Origin of the sequence: Ruminococcus sp. SR1/5, assembly GCF_000209835.1 — a bacterium.
GTDB lineage: Bacteria > Bacillota > Clostridia > Lachnospirales > Lachnospiraceae > Blautia_A > Blautia_A fusiformis.
In genome coordinates this window covers 17,714-40,700 of record NC_021014.1, presented here as the reverse complement: position 1 = coordinate 40,700, position 22,987 = coordinate 17,714, and the positions used below count along the sequence as shown (strand labels likewise).

20 protein-coding genes and 3 pseudogenes are annotated in these 22,987 nt (G+C 45.4%); 3 read left to right on the top strand and 20 right to left on the bottom strand.

Features of this window, described 5'->3' with window-relative positions; genetic code table 11:
- Positions 1-5: 5 nt before the first annotated feature.
- The 5 genes and pseudogenes from topA to CK1_RS17705 all read right to left on the bottom strand — a co-directional run bounded on the left by topA (position 6) and on the right by CK1_RS17705 (position 4,496).
- Positions 6-2,077: pseudogene (topA, locus tag CK1_RS00225) on the bottom strand (type I DNA topoisomerase).
- Positions 2,078-2,152: 75 nt separating this feature from the next.
- Positions 2,153-2,308: a hypothetical protein gene (locus tag CK1_RS00220; protein WP_306288656.1), complete on the bottom strand. Its 156-nt coding sequence runs from the start codon at positions 2,306-2,308 to the stop codon at positions 2,153-2,155.
- Positions 2,309-2,331: 23 nt separating this feature from the next.
- On the bottom strand, positions 2,332-3,039 hold the full coding sequence (gene dprA / locus CK1_RS00215) for a DNA-processing protein DprA (RefSeq protein WP_015524347.1): 708 nt from the start codon (positions 3,037-3,039) through the stop codon (positions 2,332-2,334).
- A 25-nt stretch (positions 3,040-3,064) separates the two neighbouring features.
- Complete coding sequence (locus tag CK1_RS17710; protein WP_353611202.1) at positions 3,065-4,006, bottom strand: YifB family Mg chelatase-like AAA ATPase; 942 nt, start codon at positions 4,004-4,006, stop codon at positions 3,065-3,067.
- Positions 3,961-4,496 (bottom strand): annotated as a pseudogene (locus CK1_RS17705) (magnesium chelatase domain-containing protein). Before CK1_RS17705 ends, CK1_RS17710 begins: the two are co-directional and overlap by 46 nt.
- A 322-nt stretch (positions 4,497-4,818) precedes the next feature.
- Between CK1_RS17705 and CK1_RS00205 the strand changes: the two are divergent.
- Entirely contained in the window at positions 4,819-5,034 is a 216-nt protein-coding gene (locus CK1_RS00205) for a helix-turn-helix domain-containing protein (protein ID WP_015524345.1), read from the top strand.
- A 104-nt stretch (positions 5,035-5,138) separates the two neighbouring features.
- Here the strand turns inward: CK1_RS00205 and CK1_RS00200 are convergent, their stop codons facing one another.
- The 9 genes and pseudogenes from CK1_RS00200 to CK1_RS00170 form a co-directional block, all read right to left on the bottom strand.
- Entirely contained in the window at positions 5,139-5,897 is a 759-nt protein-coding gene (locus tag CK1_RS00200; RefSeq protein ID WP_015524344.1) for a hypothetical protein, read from the bottom strand.
- 60 nt (positions 5,898-5,957) lie between these two features.
- Positions 5,958-7,892, bottom strand: a complete 1,935-nt coding sequence (locus CK1_RS00195; RefSeq protein WP_306289047.1) for a fructose-1,6-bisphosphatase — start codon at positions 7,890-7,892, stop codon at positions 5,958-5,960.
- A gap of 121 nt (positions 7,893-8,013) precedes the next feature.
- Positions 8,014-12,507: pseudogene (locus CK1_RS00190) on the bottom strand (PolC-type DNA polymerase III).
- A complete protein-coding gene (ispG, locus tag CK1_RS00185; RefSeq protein ID WP_015524339.1) occupies positions 12,507-13,571 on the bottom strand; it encodes a flavodoxin-dependent (E)-4-hydroxy-3-methylbut-2-enyl-diphosphate synthase in 1,065 nt (354 codons plus the stop codon). The pseudogene CK1_RS00190 and the gene ispG overlap by 1 nt, the downstream one beginning before the upstream one ends.
- A gap of 84 nt (positions 13,572-13,655) precedes the next feature.
- Positions 13,656-14,411 (bottom strand): toxic anion resistance protein, encoded by a 756-nt coding sequence (locus CK1_RS00180; protein WP_502685081.1) that lies wholly within the window; start codon positions 14,409-14,411, stop codon positions 13,656-13,658.
- Entirely contained in the window at positions 14,299-14,673 is a 375-nt protein-coding gene (locus tag CK1_RS18705; RefSeq protein ID WP_502685080.1) for a toxic anion resistance protein, read from the bottom strand. Before CK1_RS18705 ends, CK1_RS00180 begins: the two co-directional genes overlap by 113 nt.
- A gap of 8 nt (positions 14,674-14,681) precedes the next feature.
- Positions 14,682-14,804: a hypothetical protein gene (locus CK1_RS18700; RefSeq protein ID WP_015524337.1), complete on the bottom strand. Its 123-nt coding sequence runs from the start codon at positions 14,802-14,804 to the stop codon at positions 14,682-14,684.
- A gap of 71 nt (positions 14,805-14,875) precedes the next feature.
- Complete coding sequence (locus CK1_RS00175) at positions 14,876-15,496, bottom strand: 5-bromo-4-chloroindolyl phosphate hydrolysis family protein (RefSeq protein WP_015524336.1); 621 nt, start codon at positions 15,494-15,496, stop codon at positions 14,876-14,878.
- Entirely contained in the window at positions 15,493-16,050 is a 558-nt protein-coding gene (locus CK1_RS00170) for a hypothetical protein (RefSeq protein WP_306288655.1), read from the bottom strand. The genes CK1_RS00175 and CK1_RS00170 overlap by 4 nt, the downstream gene beginning before the upstream one ends.
- 171 nt (positions 16,051-16,221) lie before the next feature.
- On the opposite strand from CK1_RS00170, the gene CK1_RS00165 reads away from it, so the two are divergent.
- Entirely contained in the window at positions 16,222-17,283 is a 1,062-nt protein-coding gene (locus CK1_RS00165) for a branched-chain amino acid aminotransferase (RefSeq protein ID WP_015524335.1), read from the top strand.
- Between the two features lie 145 nt (positions 17,284-17,428).
- On the opposite strand, the gene CK1_RS00160 is transcribed toward CK1_RS00165, so the two are convergent.
- Positions 17,429-17,923, bottom strand: coding sequence for a dihydrofolate reductase (locus CK1_RS00160; RefSeq protein WP_015524334.1), 495 nt, complete (start codon positions 17,921-17,923; stop codon positions 17,429-17,431).
- Between the two features lie 23 nt (positions 17,924-17,946).
- A complete protein-coding gene (gene thyA / locus CK1_RS00155) occupies positions 17,947-18,795 on the bottom strand; it encodes a thymidylate synthase (RefSeq protein WP_015524333.1) in 849 nt (282 codons plus the stop codon).
- A 223-nt stretch (positions 18,796-19,018) separates the two neighbouring features.
- On the opposite strand from thyA, the gene CK1_RS00150 reads away from it, so the two are divergent.
- On the top strand, positions 19,019-19,549 hold the full coding sequence (locus CK1_RS00150) for a VanZ family protein (RefSeq protein WP_015524331.1): 531 nt from the start codon (positions 19,019-19,021) through the stop codon (positions 19,547-19,549).
- Positions 19,550-19,662: 113 nt separating this feature from the next.
- Here the strand turns inward: CK1_RS00150 and CK1_RS00145 are convergent, their stop codons facing one another.
- From CK1_RS00145 to CK1_RS00130, 4 genes are all read right to left on the bottom strand, one after another.
- Complete coding sequence (locus CK1_RS00145) at positions 19,663-20,106, bottom strand: hypothetical protein (RefSeq protein ID WP_015524330.1); 444 nt, start codon at positions 20,104-20,106, stop codon at positions 19,663-19,665.
- Positions 20,107-20,143: 37 nt separating this feature from the next.
- Positions 20,144-21,688, bottom strand: coding sequence for a 4-alpha-glucanotransferase (gene malQ / locus CK1_RS00140; RefSeq protein WP_015524329.1), 1,545 nt, complete (start codon positions 21,686-21,688; stop codon positions 20,144-20,146).
- Between the two features lie 86 nt (positions 21,689-21,774).
- Positions 21,775-22,119, bottom strand: a complete 345-nt coding sequence (locus CK1_RS00135) for an alpha/beta hydrolase (protein WP_306288654.1) — start codon at positions 22,117-22,119, stop codon at positions 21,775-21,777.
- Positions 22,044-22,724: an alpha/beta hydrolase gene (locus CK1_RS00130; protein WP_306288653.1), complete on the bottom strand. Its 681-nt coding sequence runs from the start codon at positions 22,722-22,724 to the stop codon at positions 22,044-22,046. The genes CK1_RS00135 and CK1_RS00130 overlap by 76 nt, the downstream gene beginning before the upstream one ends.
- Positions 22,725-22,987 lie beyond the last annotated feature (263 nt).

Here is a 22,987-nt window from a genome sequence, read left to right as displayed (position 1 = left end):
TTCAATCAATCTTCATCTTTTGGTTTTTGTTCCACATATCCGCAGGTTTCCTGGCTGCAAACCAGCTTATTTCCCTTTTCGAGCATATAATTACCACATTTCGGACATTTCTTTGCAGAAGGTTTCTGCCAGGACATAAAATCACATTCCGGATTATTCTCACATCCGTAATATTTTCTGCCTTTTTTCGTTTTTTTCATGACAATTTCGCCGCCGCACTTCGGACATGCAACACCGATCTTCTCATAATATGGTTTTGTATTACGGCAGTCCGGAAATCCGGGGCATGCAAGAAATCTTCCATGAGGACCGTACTTGATCACCATGTTGCGGCCACAGTTGTCGCAGATCACATCCGTAACCTCATCCTGTATATCAACTTTCTCAAGCTCTTTCTCAGCCTCATCCACATCATGCTTCAGATCCGGATAGAAGTTACGTACAACCGTTTTCCACTGTACAGTACCTGCTTCCACGCAGTCCAAAAGTCCCTCCATAGTTGCTGTAAAGTTTACATCCACAATACTTGGAAAAGCCTGTTTCATAATATTATTAACAACCTCTCCAAGCTCTGTGACGTAAAGATTTTTCTGTTCCTTGGATACATAGCGTCTGCTGATGATCGTTGTGATAGTCGGCGCATACGTACTTGGACGTCCGATTCCAAGCTCTTCCATAGTCTTTACAAGTGAAGCCTCTGTGTAATGTGCCGGCGGCTGTGTAAAATGCTGCTCCGGCTTCAGTTCTTTCAGCTTCAGCTCCATACCCTTTTCCAGACTTTGACTTAAAACATTGCCCTTTTTGTCATCGCCCTCTTCTGTGTACACAGACATAAAGCCATCAAAGGCAACCTTGGATGCTGCAACCGTAAACACATACTCACCTGCTCCGATCTTGACAGACGTGGTCTCATAACGTGCCGGTGCCATTCTGCTCGCCGCAAAACGTCTCCAGATCAGCTGATATAAACGGAACTGATCCCTGGTCAGGGATTCCTTCACCAGAACTGGTGTCCTCGCAATATCTGTAGGACGGATCGCCTCATGAGCATCCTGTATCTTCTGTCCGTTTTTGATTGCCTTCTCTGTCTGAGAAACATAATCCAAACCATACTGCTCAGAAATATAAGTTCTTGCTGCTGCATCTGCTTCCTCTGAAATTCGAGTAGAATCTGTACGCAGATAGGAGATCAGACCTACCGTACCACTGCCTTTTACATCCACACCTTCATATAACTGCTGTGCCAGGCGCATAGTCTTCTGCGTAGAAAAATTCAGTGTCTTGGCAGCTTCCTGCTGCAGAGTACTTGTGGTAAACGGAAGGGGAGCGTTTTTGATTCTCTCGCCTTTTTTACTTCTGTGATCTCATATTTACAGTCTTCCAGACTTTTCAGGATCTCATCCATTTCCTGACGGTTTCTGATCGGAAGTTTTTTATCTGTTCCATAGAACTTGGCTGTCAACGGTTTCTTCTCACCCTTTACCTGAAATTCACCCTCCAGGCTCCAGTATTCTTCAGGAATGAATGCATTGATCTCATCTTCTCTGTCACAGATGATACGCAGTGCCACAGACTGTACACGGCCTGCACTTAAGCCTCTTTTTACCTTGGCCCAGAGCAGCGGACTGATGGTATAACCTACCATACGATCCAGCATACGCCTTGCCTGCTGTGCATCTACCAGATTCATGTCCAGTTCCCTGGCCTGCTTGATGGACGCCTTAACTGCTGTTTTTGTTACTTCATTAAATGTGATCCTGTGCATCTTTGCAGTATCTGTCTTCAAAGCCTGCATCAGATGCCAGGAAATTGCTTCTCCCTCACGGTCAGGGTCAGTTGCAAGATAGATCTTATCTGCTTTTTTTGCTTCTTTACGAAGTTTTGCAAGAAGCTCACCCTTTCCCCGTATTGTAATATACTTCGGTTCAAAATCATTGTCCACGTCAATACCAAACTGGCTCTTGGGAAAATCCCTCACATGACCGTTGGACGCTTCTACTGTATAATTTGCCCCCAGAAATTTCTTTACTGTCTTCATTTTAGCAGGTGACTCTACTATCACCAGATTTTTGGCCATTTTACCTCTCCTAATCTCATTCTGCCTTCCTGTCCGGCTTAAAAACTCCTGCTAAATCTCCGGGCAAAAAAGCATTTATTCAAGTCTGATATAATACTGTCTCCCGGTTTCCTTCACAAGCCCCATCAAAATAAGCTGTCCCAGGATCCCGGCTGTTTTTCCCGGTGAAAAACCGGTTTTTCTGATAATATGATCCAGATTTTTTGGTCGTAAATCGAGACAACTATACACCAAATCCAAATCCGTTGCAAGTCCTAACTTGCTTTTTTCAGACAAATTTGTCTTTTTTTCACAGATAATCCCCACTCATCCAGAAGTATTTCCGGAGAGTATGCAATTCCTGCTCCGTCGTAGATCAGCTTGTGACAGCCTCGGCTCAGCGCATCATTTACTGCTCCCGGAATGGCGTATACCATCTTCCCCTGTTCCAGTGCACAGGTAGCTGTGATCAGTGATCCGCTCTTTTCTTTTGCTTCCACCACAAGCACCAGATCTGCCAGTCCGCTGATGATCCGGTTCCTTGCCGGAAAATAATATGCCCTGCCTTTGGTACCTGGTTCATATTCGCTGATGATCCCTCCGTTTTTTTCGGGGATTCTCCGGTAAATACCTCTGCTGGATGAAGGATAACAGATGTCCACGCCATTTCCCAGCACGGCAAAGGTCGGGGTACCACCTTCCAGAGCACCCTTGTGGCCCTCAGCATCAATGCCGGCCGCCATACCGCTGATCACCTGTACCCCATGTTCGCTTAAGAATTTTCCGTAATTAAATGCCTGTATCCGTCCGTAAGGACTGCACAGCCTTGCTCCTACAATTGCAGCTGTAGGTTTGTCATCATCCGGAAATCTTCCAATATAATATAATTGTTTTGGCATACCAGGAAGTTCCTGAAGTCTTGCCGGATAAACACTACTGTCCTTCCGGGCACACCGGATCCTTGTTTGCTGTATTTCTTCCATATAAAATACCTTCCTTTTTTCTGTTTTATGACCAGTATTTCTTATCATATGCCCGGTACGTCAGAGCTTCGCAGATATGTTCTTCCTTTATCTTTTCGGAGGATTCCATATCCGCGATGGTCCTGGCCGTTTTCAGGATCTTATGATATGCTCTGGTACTGAATTGAAACTGCTCATATGCCTGCTCCAGAAGTTTGTCTGCCCCTCCCGTCATTACACAGTATTTTTCCAGTTTTCTTCCGTCAAGCTCCCCATTGAAGCAAAATTTTTCCTTTTTGTAACGTTCTCTCTGGATCTCCTGTACTGCTTCCACCCTCTTTCTTATTTGAGCAGAGGATTCCCCTGCAATTTTCTTTTTCATTTTTGAAAAACTCACTGCCGGAACTTCTGTGCAGATATCAATACGCTCCAGGAGAGGCTGGCTGATCTTTCCAAGATAATGCGTGATCTCCCCTGACGTACAACGACATCTGTTCATATCCGGGTAAAATCCGCAGGGACAGGGATTCATCGCTGCCGCCAGCATAAAACTGGCCGGAAAAACATAGGTTCCGGCAGCTCTGGACAGATGGATCTCCTTATCTTCCAGCGGCTGACGCAGGATCTCCAGGCTTTTTCTGGAAAATTCCGGCATCTCATCCAGAAAAAGAACACCTCTGTGTGCAAGAGTGATCTCCCCCGGCCCCGGTATCCTGCCGCCACCTGCCAAAGCCTGAGGGGAACTGGTATGATGCGGACTTCGAAAAGGCCTCTGCCGGATCAGCGGATCTTTTTCCGTGAGAAGTCCTGCCACACTGTATACCTTAGTGATCTCCAGGCTTTCCTCAAATGTCATCTCCGGCATAATGGTCGGCAGACGTCTTGCCAGCATGGTCTTTCCGGATCCTGGCGGTCCGATAAAAAGAATATTATGAAAACCGCTCACTGCGATCTCTGCCGCCCGCCGGGCTCCTTCCTGCCCGCAGATGTCCGCAAAATCAACCTTTGGTATTTCCGGTTTGTTTTCTGTTTTTCTTTTTCCTGATACGCAGCTGTATAAGTGTTTGGGTCTCTCAGACACCGGATCATGTCATTCAGACTTTTTACTCCAAACACCGGCATATCCTTCACCAGATTCCCCTCCCGGATGTTTTCCTCCGGAATAACGCAAAAGCGTAAGCCCAGCTCTCTTGCGCGGATCACCCGAGGCAAAACTCCGGCAACCCCATGGATCTCTCCATTCAGACTGATCTCTCCTACGATCATAACTCCTTCCAGAAGATCCGGTTCCAGAATTCCGGCAGCCGCAAGTACTGCAGCCGCCACAGGCAGATCAAAACCGGCTCCTTCCTTTTTCATATCGGCAGGTGCAAAATTTACAGTTACTTTTTTGGTGGCAGACAAAGCCGGTTGTTCTTAAATGCAGTCCGGACTCTTTCCTGGGCCTCTCTCACCTGGGCAGAGGGAAATCCTACCATAGCAAAAGAAGGCAGACCATCACTGACATCTGCCTCAACCTGGATCTCACGTACTTCCATTCCGTAGATCGCTGCTGATAAAACACTCGCAAACAAATACATTCCTTTCTGCGAAAAAAACGGATCCCGATCTTCCATCTTTTCGTCTTTTCAGGTCAGGCGGATATTCGAAATCCGCATTGGTTAAAAACAAGGGAATTTTCAGATAGACATTTTCTGAATTTTAGAAGATAATAAATTTAGTATAGTCCATTTTGCTCTCTTTTGCAAGGGTGCATTTCGTTCTGTTTTATACTTTCAATAGAAAGAAGAGGTGAGCACAATGAAATTTCAGCGTATTCAGGATTTACGTACAGACGCGGATCTGTCCCAGAGAGAATTAAGTGAGATTCTTCATATCAGTCAGCGTTCTTATTCCCATTATGAAACGGGATCCCGTAATATTCCTATCGAAATGCTTATCCGGCTGGCAAATTATTACGACACCAGCATCGATTATCTCGTCGGCCGCACAGACCGCAAAAAAATGATCAAATAAAGAGATCCCCGGAAATGTGGAACAGTTTCGGGAATTCCTGTATCGGGATTCCCTGATTGCCAAAATCCGGGGATTCTTTATTTTACCGTGTTTTATTTTTTTGATCATTCCGTATAATAGGTTTCTTCTTCTCCGTAGGGAATCTCATATTCTTCTGTATTCTCATCAGAAGAATCTTCACTGTTTTCGCTGTAGGATTCCTGTTCATAGGAATTTTCGTTGCTTTCATTATAGGAAGCATCTTCTTCGGAATTTTCGGATACTTCCAGGGATGGCTCCTGCCGGGTCATAATAGACTCTGTTTTCGGATAGGTCAGAGATCCCTCTCCCCGTTCATATGTTTTTACCTTCACATAAAGCTCACCACTTTTATCGAAAACAAACTCTCCTTTTGCCTTATTCCCTTCGGAATCCTTAAAACGGAACTGTGTGGCATTTCCTGCTACCTCTGCAGTCACATCTGCTTCTGCGGTCATGGAAGGATCTTTTCCATTCACTCTCTTATAGGTAAAGGAAACAGATTTCAGACTGATATCATAAATATCGATCGTTGTCAGCCCGTCTTCGCTGTACCAGATTCCCTGATAATTTTCCGGTTCAAATGCCGGAAGGATTGTCGGGACCGGTGTCAATGACGGTGTCGGCGTCGCTGTCGGAACCGGTGTTGCTGTTGCTGCCGGAGTTGCTGTCACCTCCGGAATACTGTCCAATGCAGCCAATGCGGCCTCTCTTCGTTGTTCTTTTTCCACTTTATCCCTGTGGGAAACATACAGCATCCCTCCCAGTCCTGCCAGAATAAACAGAATGATCAACAGGATCAGAACTGCTCTCAGCCGTTTTTTTCTTCTTTTGTTTTTTCTCATCTGCATTACCTCTGTTTACTATAGCATACAGGAAACCCTTCTTGTATTTCTCAATTCTGCTTATTTTTTCTCTTTGATGATACCTTTTCTGTAAACTTCCAGAAGCTGGATCAGCTCACTGATCCTTTCCTTCAGAGCAGTTCCGGTATCGGTATCACCGACCAGAGTACGTTTGTTATTGTAGTGAACTGCCACCCTGTTGGAAACAATATCCTGCTCCTTGGCTACCGCTTCTTCCGCAGAAGTAAAAGGCTCATGAGCAGACAGGATCAGCCCGTAGGAATTATAAACCAGTGTATAACCGGCAATCCCCGTAACCTTCTGATATGGTCTGGAAAAACCGCCGTCGATCACAAGAACTTTGCCATTGCATTTTACAGGACTCTCTCCCTCACTCTGGTGAACCGGCACATGCCCGTTGATGATGTGACCTTTTTCCGGATCCAGTTCAAATTCACGGAGCAGATCATCTACAACATTCTCATTTTCCAGAAGATGATAGTAGGCATTTTTAGTTTCTTTATGTGTTTCCTTATCTTTAATAAAATAACGTTCAAAGGTGGTCATTTTGTCTTTTCCGAACAGCGGTGAATTCGGAGCTGCCCAGATATACCACATAATATCCCTGCCTTTACGCTTTTCATCCTCATTTACAGAGAAAAACGCCCGGCGCACATAAGTCTCAAGAACATCGTACAATTCTTTTCCTTTGTAGGTTTTTCCATAAATCTGGACTTCTTTCAGACTTCCATCCTCATTAAGCGGAATACTTCCATGGAACAGAAGATTTCCATTATAAGTTTTATAAAGGCCTCCCTTGTCCAGAAGAAGCCGGACATGATTCTGCAGTTTCTCGCAGTTTCGGAACGCGGAATCCAAGCGTTCCATTACATCCTTTTCCTCTGTAGTAAGTTCATATGGCTTTTTCCAGTCAATAGTAGGAAAATATGTATCGGTCAGCGGATATTCTTTTCCGTCCGGAAGTGTGATCATTCCCTTTTTCGGATCGATCCTATGAAGCAAACAACGCTTTTCCATATGGAATTCTTTGTGCCGGCGGATCAGCTGCCCCTCCAGCTTAAACTGGATAATGGCAATAGCCTTGTGCATTTTCCGTCCAAGCTCTTCTTCCAGAATACTATAGTTATTGGCATCTCCCTTCATCTCAAAAGCAGTACATGGATCATCCTTATAAGCCTCCATTGCAAAGGTTGCCAGAGGCATGAGATTGATCCCATATCCATCCTCAAGAATATCCATATTTCGGTAACGGATGCTGTTCCGGATCACCGTTGCAATGCAGGCTTTCTGTCCTGTAGCAGCTCCCATCCAGACCACATCATGATTTCCCCACTGGATATCCAGCGAATGATATTTCATCAAACGATCCATGATGAAATGCGGGCCCGGACCTCTGTCATAAATATCTCCCAGCACATGAAGATGATCCACAACAAGACGCTGGATCAGTTCTGCCAGGGCAATGATAAAATTCTCTGCCCGGCCGATCTCAATGATCGTATTGACGATGGCATCGTAATATGCTTCTTTGTCCAGAACCTCCGCTTTCTCTGTAATCAGCTCCTCGATCACATATGCATAGTCTGCAGGAAGTGCCTTACGTACCTTGGAACGGGTATATTTGGATGCCGTTGTCTTGCATACTTCGATCAGACGATAAAGTGTGATCTTGTACCAGTTCTCCATGTCTTCTTCCTGTTTTTTTACAACCTCCATCTTTTCCTTCGGATAATAGATCAGTGTGGCAAGAGAACGTTTGTCGCTGTTGCTTAAGGTATGTCCGAATACATCATCGATCTTTTTTCGTACAGCCCCTGATCCATTCCGAAGAACATGGGAAAACGCATCGTATTCTCCATGAATGTCCGACATGAAATGCTCGGTACCTTTCGGAAGGTTTAATATAGACTGCAGATTGATGATCTCTGTTGAAGCCTTTGCTATAGTAGGATACAGCTCCGCAAGTCGCTGCAGGTATCTTAATTCTTCTTTTTCATAGTATCTGGTATCCTCCTGGGAGTTCTCACTGCCAGATCAGCCTTCAGGATAAACGGCAGTATTTTTTATTTATTGTAAGCCCTTCCGGTATCATATATCAACCCGTAAAATCAAACAGTGACATCTGATTGGACTGCGGGATATCTCCGAAAAGATCCATATCATCCATCAGATCGATAACGGTCTTGCTGACCTTGGTACGATCACGGAAATCATCCTTGGAAAGGAATCTGCCTTTTGCGGCAGCATCCACAACTGCCTCTGCTGCCTTATCTCCAAGACCCTCTATGGTATCCAGAGCAGGCATCAGTTTATCTCCGATGATCTGGAACCGGTGTGCCTTTGCCTTATAAAGATCGATCGGTACAAAATCAAAACCTCTGGCGTACATTTCCTGTACGATCCTCATATCCTTCAGTGTATCCTGTTCCTTCTTGGATGCCGCATCACCTTTTTTCCGGATCTCCGCCATATAATATTCCAGACGTTCTTTTCCCATGCACATCAGTTCATAGGAAAAGGAAGTGGCACGGATACTGAAAAATGCTGCATAATAAGCCAGTGGATGAAACACTTTATACCAGGCGATACGATACGCCATCATAACATAGGCTGCCGCATGGGCTTTCGGGAACATGTACTTGATCAGCTTACAGGACCAGATATACCAGTCCGGAACATCATGCTCTTTCATAGTCTGGATCCATTCCTCACGAAGACCCTTTCCCTTACGGACACTCTCCATGATGGTAAACGCCAGACCACTTTCCACTCCTTTTCCGATAAGATAGATCATAATATCATCTCGCGTACAGATTGCTGTGGAAATGGTAGCTGTACCATTCTGGATCAATACCTGGGCATTTCCAAGCCATACATCCGTGCCGTGGGAAAGTCCAGCAATACGTACCAGGTCGGAAAAATATTTCGGCTTGGTATCGATCAACATCTGCATGGCAAAGTCTGTACCAAACTCCGGGATCCCGAGGCATCCCAGCCTGCAGCCGCCGATATCCTCAGGGCTGATCCCCAGAGCCTGCGTTCCCGCAAACAGGGACATGACATCTCTCTGGTCCAGCGGAACTGTTCTTGCACTGATGCCGGTCAGATCCTCCAGCATACGGATCATGGTCGGATCATCGTGTCCAAGTATATCAAGTTTCAGAAGATTTCCGTCAATGGAATGGTAATCAAAATGTGTGGTGATGATATCACTGTTCACATCATTGGCCGGGTGCTGCACAGGTGTAAATTTCTCAATCTCCTCACCCATAGGCAGTACGATGATACCTCCCGGATGCTGGCCAGTGGTACGGCGGACACCGGTACAGCCCTTCACGATACGGTTGATCTCACAGTAACGCTTGTGCTGCCCCCGTTCCTCATAATAGTTCTTCACATAACCAAATGCGGTTTTTTCCGCAAGGGTACCAATGGTTCCCGCCTTAAAGGTCTGCCCTTTTCCGAAGATAACCTCTGTATACCGGTGGGCATTGGCCTGATATTCACCGGAAAAGTTCAGGTCGATATCCGGCTCCTTATCACCTTTAAAACCAAGGAATGTCTCAAAAGGAATATCAAAGCCTTCCTTGTTCATCCTGGCACCGCATTTCGGACAAATCTTATCCGGCATATCACATCCTGCCATACCCGCGTATTTTTTCACCTCAGGGGAATCAAAATCACTGTATTTACAGTCCGGATTCGGACAGAGATAATGAGGCGGCAGAGGGTTTACCTCCGTGATACCGGACATGGTCGCTGCCAGAGAAGAACCTACAGAACCACGGGATCCAACCAGATAGCCGTCCTCATTGGACTTCCACACAAGCTTCTGTGCAATGATATACATTACCGCATAACCATTGGAGATAATAGAATTCAGCTCCCTGTCCAGACGGTCCTCCACGATCTTCGGCAACGGATCTCCGTACATTTCGTGGGCCTTCGTAAAACAGATATTCTTAAGATCCTGCTCGGAGTTCTCAATGACCGGTGGAAATTTATCCGGATGGATCGGTGATATCTTCTCGATCATATCCGCGATCTTATTGGTATTGGTGATCACCACCTCTTCCGCCTTTTCACTTCCCAGATAGGAAAATTCCTCCAGCATTTCCTCCGTTGTACGAAGATAAAGCGGGGCCTGGTTATCTGCATCAGAAAATCCGTTTCCTGCCATGATGATCCGTCGGTAAACCTCGTCCTGAGGATCCATAAAATGCACATCACAGGTGGCAACCACCGGTTTTTTGAACTGTTCTCCAAGTTTTACGATCTTCCGGTTTATCTCTTTTAAGTCTTCCTCAGAATTGATCATATCATGTTTTTCATCCGCAAGCATAAACGCATTGTTCCCAAGAGGCTGGATTTCCAGATAGTCATAAAAATTTACCAGTCTGGCGATCTCCTGATCCGGTGCATTGCGAAGAAGTGCCTGATAAAGCTCTCCTGCCTCGCAGGCACTTCCCACCAGAAGGCCTTCCCTGTATTTTTCCAGCACGCTTTTGGGAACCCTTGGTCTTCTGTGATAGTACTTTAAATGGGACTGGCTTACCAGCTTGTACAGATTGATCCTTCCGGTCTCATTTCTTGCAAAAACAATAGCATGGTATGTGGGCAGCTTTCGGATGGTATCCGGTGAAACCGCACCCTGCCTGTTCATCTCATCCACATCAAAAATATCTCTTTCTTCCAGCATCTTTACAAACCGCACAAAAATCTCTGCGGTACATGCCGCATCATCCACAGCTCTGTGGTGATGATCAAGAGAAACACCTACTGCCTTGGCTACCGTATCCAGTTTAAAACGGTTCAGGGCAGGAAGAAGGAATCTAGCCATACCAACGGTATCCACATAAGTAAAATCATCCGAAATCCCCTGCCGTTTACAGTTTTCAATAATAAAGCTCATATCAAAGTCCGCATTATGGGCCACCATCACGCAGCCCTCACAGAATTCCAGGAATTTCGGCAGTACTTCCTCTATCACAGGTGCATCCAGGACCATGGAATCATTGATGCTTGTCAGCTGCTCAATACGGAACGGAATGGGCACTTCCGGGTTTACAAAGGTGGAAAAACGATCTGTGATCTGTCCTTTTTCCACTTTTACCGCACCAATCTCAATGATCCTGCAGGTTAGTGCTGAGAATCCCGTAGTCTCAATATCAAAAACAACAAAATCTCCATCCAGCCGCTGCCCTTTGGAATTGGTGACCATACCCTTCAGATCGTCTACCAGATACGCTTCCATTCCATAGAGCACCTTAAAATCAGACTCCTTTGGAACACAACCGCCCCAGGCATCAAAGCAGTGATTTGCCTCCGGGAAGGACTGCACCACGCCATGATCCGTGATAGCGATAGCCTTATGTCCCCACTCATAGGCACGTTTTACCAATGCCTTTGCATCGCTGACACCATCCATATCGCTCATCTTGGTGTGACAGTGAAGCTCCACACGCTTCTGAGGACTGGTATCCATTCTTGTGCTAGTAAAATTGGCGATTTTCTTGATACCTGTAATATTTCCAATAGTAAGCTCACTGTCAAAACGGTCAATGGTGGTAACTCCCTTCAGCTTCAGGAATGCGCCTTTTTTACACTTTCCGTCACTTCCGGAACCTGCTCGTTACGCAGAAACATCTTCACAACAATACTGTCCGTAAAATCGGTCACAGGGAAGATCAGGATCGTTTTCTCATTTCGGATCTCACGAGCTTCCACATCCATAACCTGACATCGGATGATAACCTCCCCCCATCTCACCGGTAATGCTCTCCAGCGGAATCGTTTCTCCATCAAAATCTCTGCCGTAAACCACATCCGGATTGCTGTCCCTGCGGAATCCGAAGCTACCGCGGAAATCTCCCTTCTGAACCTTCTGCTGTTTTTTGTCAACGGATTTCTTCTCGTTTGTCTTTTCGCCCTTCTTATCTCCTGAGGTTTTCTTTGTCTCTTCCTTGGCTGTATCCTCCTGCTTCGGTTCACTTTCCTGATCCCCGCTGAGTTTGGCATGCTTCAGGACATTTTCCACTTCCTGTTTGATCTGAAGTGCAGCATTTTTCCGGTATTTACTCTCTTTCACTTCCACAAAATCCAGTTCCACTTTCAGATCCATACCGCAGCGTTCACAAAAAACCTTATGAAAATATTCAACAAGTATTTCGCTTTTCTGTCTGGAAATAACCGTATCCGGAAGCTCCATACGCAAGGTATCTTTTCCTGTAAAAATGATTTTTGATCTACGGAACAGATTGTACTCCAGCATGTTATAGTTGCGCAGCTCCATCTCCATACTGGAACGGTAGCTTTCCAGAAAGTTCTCCGGTGTATACTGCTCGGAAAGATGAAATTTTTCCACAACTGTTACAGTCATGGGAATCCCCGGAAAGCACTGCCGTTCGATCTCATCCTCCAGCGCAAAAATATTCTTCTTGTGTATCCAGCGGCTGCTTTCGATATAAACCCTCAGATGAGTTCTTCCGGGGTTCATGGAAACCTTTGTCACAAATACCATGTCCAGAAGTTCTTCCAGCTCTTTCTTCACTTTAAGATGCGGAAATACATCAAAAAAATCTTTCTCCATTATGACTCCTGCTCATTCCAGGTAAGAAGTTCCTGACGAAGTGTATCCAGAAGATCCGTTTCCGGTACTTTTTTTACAACATCTCCATGCCGGATCAGAAGACCAACACCATCGCCTCCTGCAATTCCAAGATCTGCTTCTTTCGCCTCTCCCGGTCCATTTACCACACAGCCCATAACCGCAACCTTAATATCAAGAGGAATATCCTGTACCATGGTCTCTACCTGGTTTGCAAGGCCGATCAGATCGATTTTTGTTCTTCCGCAGGTCGGACAGGAAACAACCTCCACGCCTCCTTTGCGAAGTCCCAGCGTTTTCAGGATCCTTTTGGCTGATTTCACTTCTTCCAGCGGCGCGCCTGTCAGAGAAACACGGATGGTATCTCCGATTCCCTGATACAGGATGATCCCAAGTCCGATAGCTGATTTGATATTTCCCGAATACAGAGTTCCTGCTTCTGTAATTCCCACATGAAGAGGATACTGTGTTTTTTCTGCGATCAGTTCATGGGCTCTGGCGCACATGAGAACATCAGAAGATTTGATGCTGATCACAAGATTGTCATATCCCATCTCTTCAATGATGTGCACCTTATCAAGAGCACTCTCCACAAGTCCTTCGGCTGTAACACCGTGATATTTTTCTACCAGTTCTTTTTCAAGGGAACCGCTGTTTACTCCTACACGAATAGGGATATTCCGTTCCTTTGCTGTATCCACAACTGCCTGGATCCTCTCTTTGGAACCGATATTTCCCGGATTGATACGGATCTTGTCCGCACCGTTCTCCATGGCTGCAATGGCAAGGCGATAATCAAAATGGATGTCCGCAACCAGCGGAATATGGATCTGTTTTTTGATCTGGGATAAAGCCTTCGCAGCTTCCATGGTAGGAACTGCGCAGCGGATAATATCACAGCCTGCTTTTTCCAGTGAAAGGATCTGCGCAACCGTTGCTTCTACATCTTCAGTTTTCGTATTGGTCATGGACTGGATAAGGATCGGATTTCCTCCTCCGATAACACGATTTCCAATTTTTATTACTTTTGTATGATCTCTGTACATAAAAATCTCCTTTATGAATCCTGAAAGGCAGGTGTCTTCAAACGCCCTGCCTTTCCTTTCCGAACTATCTTTTTACTCTTACTCCTAACGTCGGATCTCCAGCAGCTTTGTTTTCAGTTCGTTTTCCATACGTCTCATATCTGCCTCTGCTGCCTGACGTTTTTCACGGCCTTCCTGCTGGATCTTCATCACATCATCCAGTGTCTGGATCAGTTCCTGATTGGTTTTTTTCAGAGTTTCAATATCTACAATACCACGCTGGGATTCCTTTGCAGTTTCCACAGATGCCAGGTGAAGCGTTTCCGCATTTTTCTTCAGAAGTTCATTGGTAAAATCCGTAACCTGCCGTTGTGCCTGTGCGGCTTCTGTGGAGTGCGCGATCCCTAGAGCCAGCACCATCTGGCTTTTCCAGAGAGGAATGGTATTTACAATGGTTGTCTGGATCTTCTCGATCATCGTCGTATCATTGTTCTGGATCATGCGGATCTGCGGTGCAGTCTGCATAGAAATGGTTCTGGTAAGCTCCAGATCATGAAGCTTTTTCTCAAAGCGGTCACATTTGCTTTCCAGATCATTGGCAGCCTGTGCATCTTCCGGAAGTCCGCTTGCCGCTGCCTTCTGATGCAATTCGTTGAGCTTGCCTTCTCTGACTTCCCTAAGCTTCTTTTTACCCGCAAGAATGTACATGGAAAGTTCTTTAAAGTATGCAAGGTTCTGCTCATACATTTTATCCAGCACGGCAGAATCTTTCATCAGACGCATCTGGTGCTGCTCCAGAGCTTCCGTGATCTTCGTCACATTTCCCTCGGCCTTTGTGTAACGGTTTTTCAGAGTTTCCACCTTCGCTGTCTGTTTTTTGAAAAAAGCCGAAAAATCCCTTTTCCTCTGTGGCATCAAAATCCTTCAATTCTCCTACCACATTTGCAAGAAGCTCTCCTGCCTCCCCAAGATCCTGTGTCTTCACATTTACCAGCGCTGCATCAGAAAAATCTGCCATCTTCTTCTGAGTGCCTGCTCCGTACTGCAGGATCTGGTTTGTATTTTCAATATCGATCTTTGCTGCAAAATCTTCTACGATTTTCTGTTCCTGGGGAGATAACACCGGTTCCTCTACTGCAGGCTCCTGGGGTTTCTCCGGTTCTTTTTTGCAATTTCTTCTTTTTCTTCCGTGAGATCCGGTTCCAGAGTCAGCACCGGTGCTTCTACCTCAAAGTCTTTAAATTCTTCTCCCATAAACATTCTCCTTGATCAGCTGTACCTTCCGGCAGATGTCTGTATTCCAGCTTCTGATCTGCTCGTTGTACTTATTTCATTTCCGCATTCTGTTTCATTTTTTCGAAATCATCCTCTGTCAGTCCCTCCTGTGCCAGAACTGTATGCAGCACAGAAATATCGGTGGATACATCCAATGCGGTATCCCGGAATATGGAATCCAGAAGTTTCTCAAAAGCAATATTCAGTGTATCAATGGTTTCTTCAATTTCTTTCTTGGAAGCCGTGATATTCTCGCCCTGTACAGGCTGTCCATCCATATCCTCATAAGCATCCAGAAGCTTCACAGTCATGGGCAGATAGTAATCCATCATTTTCTTAAGATCCGGAATCACCTCCGGATGCTCTCCTGCACGCTCAAAAATTTTCTGAACGATCATTTCCATCCTGGAAATCTTTGCGGAAATTTCTTCCCCGGGAATGGCGTCATTGCTCTCACGGATCTTTACCAGAAATTCATTTCCTTTTCTCAGGACTTCCTGGGCTTCCGGACTCATATTCTCCTCCAGCTGAACCTTAGGATCTGCTTCCTGTTTACGAAGCTCCAGCTGCTTCTGTGTTTCCAGATACTGCTGATAGGTCTCATTACTGGTGATCAGACAGGTTCCCTGCTCATCCACATGGCCTTCCAGAAACCAGCCCTTCTGGATCATTCTGCTGATATCTTTTTTACAAATTTCTCGTTCTTTCCTGCTGCCTGGGCAAGCTTCTGAAAATTACAGTAGGTGTGGTCTCCCAGCGCACGGATATATTTCTGGAAACGTCCCAGTCTTCCGAGACGGCTTGTTCCTGCTCCAAGAAGAGCACCGCCACCTGCTGCGCCTGCACACATCACTCCAAGCACACCTGCTGCAAGTGCACCGCTGTGTCCAATGCCCATCCAGATCAGAAGCACCATGGCTCCAAGCCCCATGCCACTTAAAAGTATCCCACCGGAAACTGCCATCATCATGCCTTTGAGATTCTCACCGGTAGTCTTTCCGTAGAGCAGTTCCGACTGTTTCCTTGCAGCCTGCTGCTTTGCTTTTCTGCTTCTTCCGTAATAAGGGCTCTGGTATGTATAGCTTTTCTTACGGAATTCCGGATCAGCACCCGGATCAAACACGGAATTCAGCGCATTTTTTAGCGCTTCGCTTCCGGAATCAATGGCCTTATTTACTGTCTGGTTGATCGTATGGCTTAATTCGTGATAGCTGTTTGAATTCACTGCATTATCTACAATATCCTGAATCTTTTTCCAAGGTCTTCAAATTCGTGATTGTCCATTTTTCCCTCCAGTCCATAGATAATTTTTATTATATCGAAATCATATTAAAATTACAAGCAAATGAAAAAAAGGAACAAAAAACTATTGAAGTCATCACGTAAAAGTTTTACAATGGTAAAAAGTAAAAATTGTAAACGGAGGAATCGTTATGGAAAAAAGAACATCGACTGGTCCAGCATCGGATTCGCTTACATGCCAACCGACTACAGATATGTGTCTAATTTTAAAGATGGAAAATGGGATGAGGGTACTTTAAGCACAGACCCTAATATCGTACTCAACGAGTGTGCTGGTGTGCTTCAGTATTCTCAGAGTGTATTCGAGGGTCTGAAGGCATACACAACAGAAGACGGACATATCGTTACTTTCCGTCCTGACCTGAACGCAGAGCGTATGGCTGCATCTGCAGCAAGACTTGAAATGCCGGTATTCCCGAAGGAAAGATTTATCGACGCTGTTGAGCAGGTTGTTAAGGCAAATGCTGCATGGGTTCCGCCATATGGTTCCGGCGCAACACTTTATCTTCGCCCGTACATGTTTGGTTCCAACGCCGTGATCGGTGTTAAACCGGCTGACGAATATCAGTTCCGTATCCTTACAACACCGGTTGGTCCGTACTTTAAAGGCGGCGCCAAACCGATCACGATCCGTGTCAGCGACTATGACCGTGCCGCACCTTGCGGAACCGGTAACATCAAGGCTGGCCTGAACTACGCAATGAGCCTTCATGCTATCGTAGATGCTCACAAACAGGGCTTTGATGAGAACATGTACCTTGATCCCAAGACTCGTACAAAAGTTGAGGAGACAGGCGGAGCAAACTTCATCTTCGTTACTAAAGACGGCAAGGTTGTAACACCGAAGTCTGACAGCATCCTTCCTTCCATCACACGTCGTTCTCTGATCTACGTTGCAAAGGAGTACCTTGGACTGGAAGCTGAAGAGCGTGAGGTCTACTTCGATGAGGTTAAAGATTTTGCAGAGTGTGGTCTTTGCGGTACTGCTGCAGTTATCTCTCCTGTCGGAAAGATCAATGATCACGGCAAAGAAATCTGCTTCCCAAGCGGAATGGAGAAGATGGGTCCGGTCATCCAGAAGCTGTACGACACACTGACCGGTATCCAGATGGGACGCATCGAAGCACCGAAGGGATGGATCCACGTAATCGAGTAATTACCGGATTTTCGTCATTATACATAACATTAAGCACCAAAAAACAGACCGCCGTATTTTTTCGGTGGTCTGTTTTTTATTATTTCTTCATTGTTTTTCTGTACAAAGCGGGCAGTCTCATTCTGCTTTATGATCTGTGCTCACATTATCTATCTTTTCTCTCATATTTCACAAACGCATATTCCAGATCAAAGTATGTCTGTTCTTCACTCTCCGCTGTGATCTCCCAGTCCGGGTCCTCATCCAGGTTTGGAAAATACGCATCCGCTTCATATGCAAAATCGATTTTTGTCACATGAGCTGTATCACAGTACGGGAGCATCTGTTTGTAAATACTGTCTCCGCCGATACAGTACACATCCTCTGCCGGATATTTCTCCACTTCCTTCAGTGCTTCCTCGATGCTGTGAACGATCACCGCACCTTTTACCTGATAATCCCGGTTGCCGGTGATCACAATGTTGGTTCTGTTTTTCAGAGGAAGTCCGTTTGGAAAAGACTCCAGTGTTTTTCTTCCCATAACAACCACTTTTCCTGTAGTTTCCTCACGGAACATCTTCATATCTGCCGGAATACTTACCAGAAGTTCATTATTTCTTCCGATTCCCCAGTTTTTATCTGCTGCAACAATAATATTCATTCTTTCTTCCTTTCTTTATGCAATTATACTGCAATGGGAATATTTTTGATCTGTGGCCATGTCTCATAATTCTCCACGATCAGATCATCGGTGGTGAATTTATAAAAATCCTTTATCTCCGGATTCAGTTTTACTGTCGGTGCAGGATACGGTTTTCTGGAGATCAGTTCTTTAATTACCGGAATATGACGATCATAAATATGGCAGTCTGCGATCACATGAACAAGCTCTCCGGCTTCCATATCGCAGGCCTGTGCGATCATCATGAGAAGAAGAGAATACTGACACACATTCCAGTTGTTTGCAGCCAGGATATCCTGCGATCTCTGGTTCAGCACCGCATTAAGGACCAGCTTGTCCTTTCCGGGTTCCTTGGTTACATTGAAAGTCATGGAATAGGCACATGGGTAAAGATTCATCTCGTGGAGATCCTGATGTACATAAATATTGGTCATGATCCTTCTGCTGTACGGATTGTTCTTAAGATCAAAAAGAACTCTGTCTACCTGATCCATCATTCCCTCTTTATACTGATGCTTCACACCTAACTGATAGCCGTAGGCTTTTCCGATGGAACCGTTCTCATCTGCCCAGCTGTCCCAGATGTGGCTGTGAAGATCATGGATATTATTGGATTTCTGCTGCCAGATCCATAGAATCTCATCCATTGCACTCTTTAACGCTGTTTTTCTTAAAGTCAGTGCCGGAAACTCCTTCCGGAGATCATAACGGTTCACAACACCAAATCTCTTGATGGTATAAGCCGGAGTTCCATCCTCCCACACAGGACGTACCTTCTCACCTTCTGTGCTGGTTCCGTTTTCTATGACATCTTTGCACATGTCAATGAATATATTATCTGCAAGACTCATTTGTTGATTTCCTCCTGTAATTTTCTTCTATTCGATCCCGGGCTGCTTTTTCTTAAAAATGCCCCTGAAATTTATTTTATATTCTAACACATTTCAGTCCTTACTGTCCACTTCCCCTTTAACCTCCTATCCCATTTAACCTTCTCTCCCTGTTTTTCCTTTTCCCTGTTCTTTTTCTGTATTTTTCTGGACTTTTCCATGCGGGAGTGCTATATTAAGAGCCATGAAAATACTGATTGCATTATTAAAACCTTTTTCTTTTGCACCTGCGATCCTGATGATGTGCGTGATCTACTCTTTTTCCGCACAGACCGGAGATGTTTCCGGTGCCCTGAGCTACAAGATCAGCTACCAGATCGTAGAAACCAAAAACGAAATATTAGCTTCCGGCAAAAGCCTGGAACAGCTTTCCCAGGAAGCTGCCGGTATCGAATTTTATGTCCGTAAGGCTGCTCACATGACAGAATACTGCCTGTTGGCCATATCTATTTCCTTCCCCCTCTATGTATACGGAGTTCGGGGAATCTGGCTGATGCTTCTTGCCGGATTTGTATGTGTGGGATTTGCCGGACTGGATGAATACCACCAGTCTTTTGTAGAGGCCCGCGGACCTTCCGTAAGGGATGTAGGGATCGACAGCTGCGGAGCAATGATCGGAATTTTGCTGGTACAGGCATTCTGTTGGTCTACCTTACATACCCCCGGCAGAAAAAAATCTCGAAAAAAGCGCAGAAACGCGCAAAGACGCAGATAACTGTTTTGCGATCTGCCTGATCTAAAAAACGGAACATACATAAGGATTTTTTTGCCTTATGATGTTCCGTTTTTGCTATTACTAATCGTCATATCTCAGCAGGCATTTTACTCTCACCTGCATCCAGTTTTATTTTTCGTCTTTCTCCTCCGGTGCGTCATCCAGATTTTCCGCAAGATGCGCCCGCTCCGCAATTGACATTTTTTCTTTGCCACGGTTTCCGGATTTTGAGAAGCTTCCTCTGCCGCTTTTTTCGCAGCAGCTTCTTCCAGCTCATGTTTCTGTGCGCCAGCCTTTGCAAGATTACGGATCGCCATGATCAGAAGCACTGCTCCGATCACAACAAAAATACCTCCCGCTGCCAGAAATACCACACCGGAGTCTTCTGCTCCGCTTATGACACTGGCACAGAGACGATATCCTGTATACACAAGATAACCGCCTGCAAAGATCCACAGAAGACTGCTTCTTGTGGAAGAATTTCCATGTCCGGAATTCTTTTCCTCAGCAGTTTCCTGCTGCAGCTCTTCCTTATTTTCTCTTTTCTGTTCTTCCATGATGTATTTCTGTCCTTTCTGATATCCTTATATTTCTCTATTTGTCAGATATCTTTTCCCTGTCAGCTTCTGTTTTTTCCTTCTCTTCCGTTTCTTCTTTTACAAGTCTTCCATAAAGCTTTGTCATTTTATAAATCTTCTGAATAATTGTTTCATTGAGCTGGCCTTTTTTCATACGCCACTTCCAGTTGTCACCAAGAGTTGACGGTTCATTGATCCTTGCCTCATTTCCAAGGCAGAGATAATCCTGTACCGGGATCACACAGCGATCTGCAACACTGGACATCGCCGCACGTATCATGCTCCACACTGCCGCAGTCTCATGCTTGCCCTCACAGCCAATATAGGCCCTGGCAAAATTTCGATCATGCTGGCTCAGATTGCGGAACCATCCTCTTGTTGTCTCATTGTCATGAGTACCTGTGTAAACAATGCAATTCCTTTCATATCTGTGCGTCAGATACGGACTGTCCTCATTCTCGTCAAAAGCAAACTGCAATACCTTCATTCCCGGGAATCCGGATTCTTCCACCATCTCGATCACACTGTCTGTAAGGAGACCAAGATCCTCTGCGATCACATCCAGCTTTCCAAGATTCTTTTCAAGCGCACGGAACAGATCCATTCCCGGTCCCTTTTCCCAGTGACCGAACTCCGCAGTTTTATCTCCGTACGGAATGGAATAATACTCATCAAAGCCTCTGAAATGGTCGATCCTTACCACATCATAAAGCTTCATACAATTTGCCATTCGGCGTGTCCACCATGCATAGCCCGTTTTCTTGTGATATTCCCAGTCATAAAGCGGATTTCCCCAGAGCTGCCCTGTGGCGGAAAAAGCATCCGGCGGGCATCCGGCAACGCCGATCGGAATATTTTCCTTATCAAACTGGAACAATTCCGGCTGTGCCCAGGCATCCGCACTGTCAAACGCAACGTAGATCGGGATGTCTCCGATCATCTCCACTCCCTTAGCATTTGCATAAGCTTTCAATGCTGTCCACTGTTTAAAAAAGCAGAACTGCTGGAAACAGTAAAATCCCACTTCTTTTGCAAGCTTCTCCCTTTTTTCAGCCAATGCAGCTTTTTCTCTGTTTTTGAGTTCCGTAGGCCATTCGATCCAGCTGATCCCATTCAGGCTGTCCTTGATTGCCATATACAGGCTGTAATCTTCCAGCCAGGCAGCATTTTCTTTTACAAACTTACGGTACTCCTGATCTGTCTCACAGTCATAATTTTCAAAGGCTTTTCTCAAAAGCCGAAATCTGGAATTATAAATCTTCTCATAATCCACATAGCTCTCGTTTGTACCCCAGTCACAGTCCTCGCAATCACTTTTATCCAGATATCCCTCTTTTACAAAAGCCTCCAGATCAATAAAATACGGATTTCCCGCAAAGGTAGAAAAAGACTGGTATGGTGAATCTCCATATCCGGTAGGTCCGAGAGGAAGGATCTGCCAGTATTTCTGTCCTGCTCTTGCCAGCTGGTCTACAAACTCATATGCTTCCTCAGAAAAGCATCCGATCCCATATTTCGATGGCAGACTGGATACCGGAAGTAAAATCCCACTTGCTCTCATAATTTACGAATCCTCCTGTTTTCTCAGTAGTTGCGCCCTCTCACAGATGTCTGCAGGAGCACTCAGATTTTTATTATATCACTCTGTCACAGAGCGTTCAAAGTCCTTTTTTTGCAGATATATGTAAATATATCATGATAAACCTTTTCCCTGTTTTTCTCATTCAGGATCTCGTGGCGCATTCCCGGATATAATTTTCCCCGGACATCCCGGTATCCTGCACAACGCATGGCACGGACAGCCTTCGCAAACTGCCGCACATTTCCCATGCAGGGATCCTCCGCCCCACTGATAAACAGCACCGGCATTTCCGGCTTTGTACACTTCCAGTGCTTCACATCATAGGCTCTTTTCATCAGGTCAAAAAGTGCCAGATATGCATCATCCGTAAAGGTAAATCCACAGTATTCTGAATCCGAATAATCCTGCACAACCTGCGGATCAGAGCAGATCCAAGAAAAACGGTTTTTTCTTTTTTGAAGTGCATTGCATAGCTTCCAAAAGACATCATCTCGATCAGACCCGCACTGTGTTTAGGCCCGAAAACAGTCTTTCCCGCTTTTGCCAGAGCTACTCCGACCGGACGAAATACATTATAGCTGGGTGAGCCGCAGACGATCAGCATATCCATACAGCTGTCATGATGAGCTGCATAGGCACGAACTGCCAGAGAGCCCATGCTGTGTCCGAAAAGGATCAGCGGAATACCTGGGAAATGATCCTTGATCAAGCAGTTCACCGTATGGATATCCTGCAGCATGGCATCCGCCCCACCACCGTACATATACCCAAGATCCTCTTTACTGCGTACGCTTTTCCCATGGCCACGGTGATCATGGATCACACTTATATATTTTCGCTCTGCCATATATTCCATAAAAGGAATGTAGCGTTCCTTGTACTCACTCATTCCGTGAACGATCTGTATGATCCCACGGTATTTCTCATTACGTTCCAACTCCGGCACTACTGCCAGGCAGGAAATTTCCAATCCGTCTGCTTTTGAAGGAAATGAATACTGAATTGTCCGTAACATATATTTCACCTCACCTTTTCTGCTGCATAAAGCGGGCATTCACATTCCGCTTTGTCACCTGTACTCAACCACTTTTTCTGTGTCTTCCAGTATATCATAACACAGGGGGTTTCTCAAACAGTAAACCTATGATATAATCGTTACGGTAACATAGGGTGATGCTGTTTGCCCGCAAATGCAAACAGATATCCTCTGACTTACCCACCCGAAAACCAGAATGACTTATTGTAAGGAGGAATAATGAATACAGAAGACAATAATGA

What these genes read in the sequence shown, in the direction of transcription:
- thyA (WP_015524333.1), bottom strand. Translation starts at nt 18,795, where the DNA reads ATGAGTCTTGCAGATAATATATTCATTGACATGTGCAAAGATGTCATA.
- CK1_RS00165 (WP_015524335.1), top strand. Translation starts at nt 16,222, where the DNA reads ATGGTAAAAAGTAAAAATTGTAAACGGAGGAATCGTTATGGAAAAAAG.
- malQ (WP_015524329.1), bottom strand. Translation starts at nt 21,688, where the DNA reads ATGAGAGCAAGTGGGATTTTACTTCCGGTATCCAGTCTGCCATCGAAA.
- CK1_RS18700 (WP_015524337.1), bottom strand. Translation starts at nt 14,804, where the DNA reads ATGGGAGAAGAATTTAAAGACTTTGAGGTAGAAGCACCGGTGCTGACT.
- CK1_RS00130 (WP_306288653.1), bottom strand. Translation starts at nt 22,724, where the DNA reads ATGTTACGGACAATTCAGTATTCATTTCCTTCAAAAGCAGACGGATTG.
- CK1_RS00205 (WP_015524345.1), top strand. Translation starts at nt 4,819, where the DNA reads ATGAAATTTCAGCGTATTCAGGATTTACGTACAGACGCGGATCTGTCC.
- CK1_RS00150 (WP_015524331.1), top strand. Translation starts at nt 19,019, where the DNA reads ATGAAAATACTGATTGCATTATTAAAACCTTTTTCTTTTGCACCTGCG.
- CK1_RS00145 (WP_015524330.1), bottom strand. Translation starts at nt 20,106, where the DNA reads ATGGAAGAACAGAAAAGAGAAAATAAGGAAGAGCTGCAGCAGGAAACT.
- dprA (WP_015524347.1), bottom strand. Translation starts at nt 3,039, where the DNA reads ATGGAAGAAATACAGCAAACAAGGATCCGGTGTGCCCGGAAGGACAGT.
- CK1_RS00200 (WP_015524344.1), bottom strand. Translation starts at nt 5,897, where the DNA reads ATGAGAAAAAACAAAAGAAGAAAAAAACGGCTGAGAGCAGTTCTGATC.
- CK1_RS00160 (WP_015524334.1), bottom strand. Translation starts at nt 17,923, where the DNA reads ATGAATATTATTGTTGCAGCAGATAAAAACTGGGGAATCGGAAGAAAT.
- CK1_RS00175 (WP_015524336.1), bottom strand. Translation starts at nt 15,496, where the DNA reads ATGATCCAGAAGGGCTGGTTTCTGGAAGGCCATGTGGATGAGCAGGGA.
- ispG (WP_015524339.1), bottom strand. Translation starts at nt 13,571, where the DNA reads ATGTACAGAGATCATACAAAAGTAATAAAAATTGGAAATCGTGTTATC.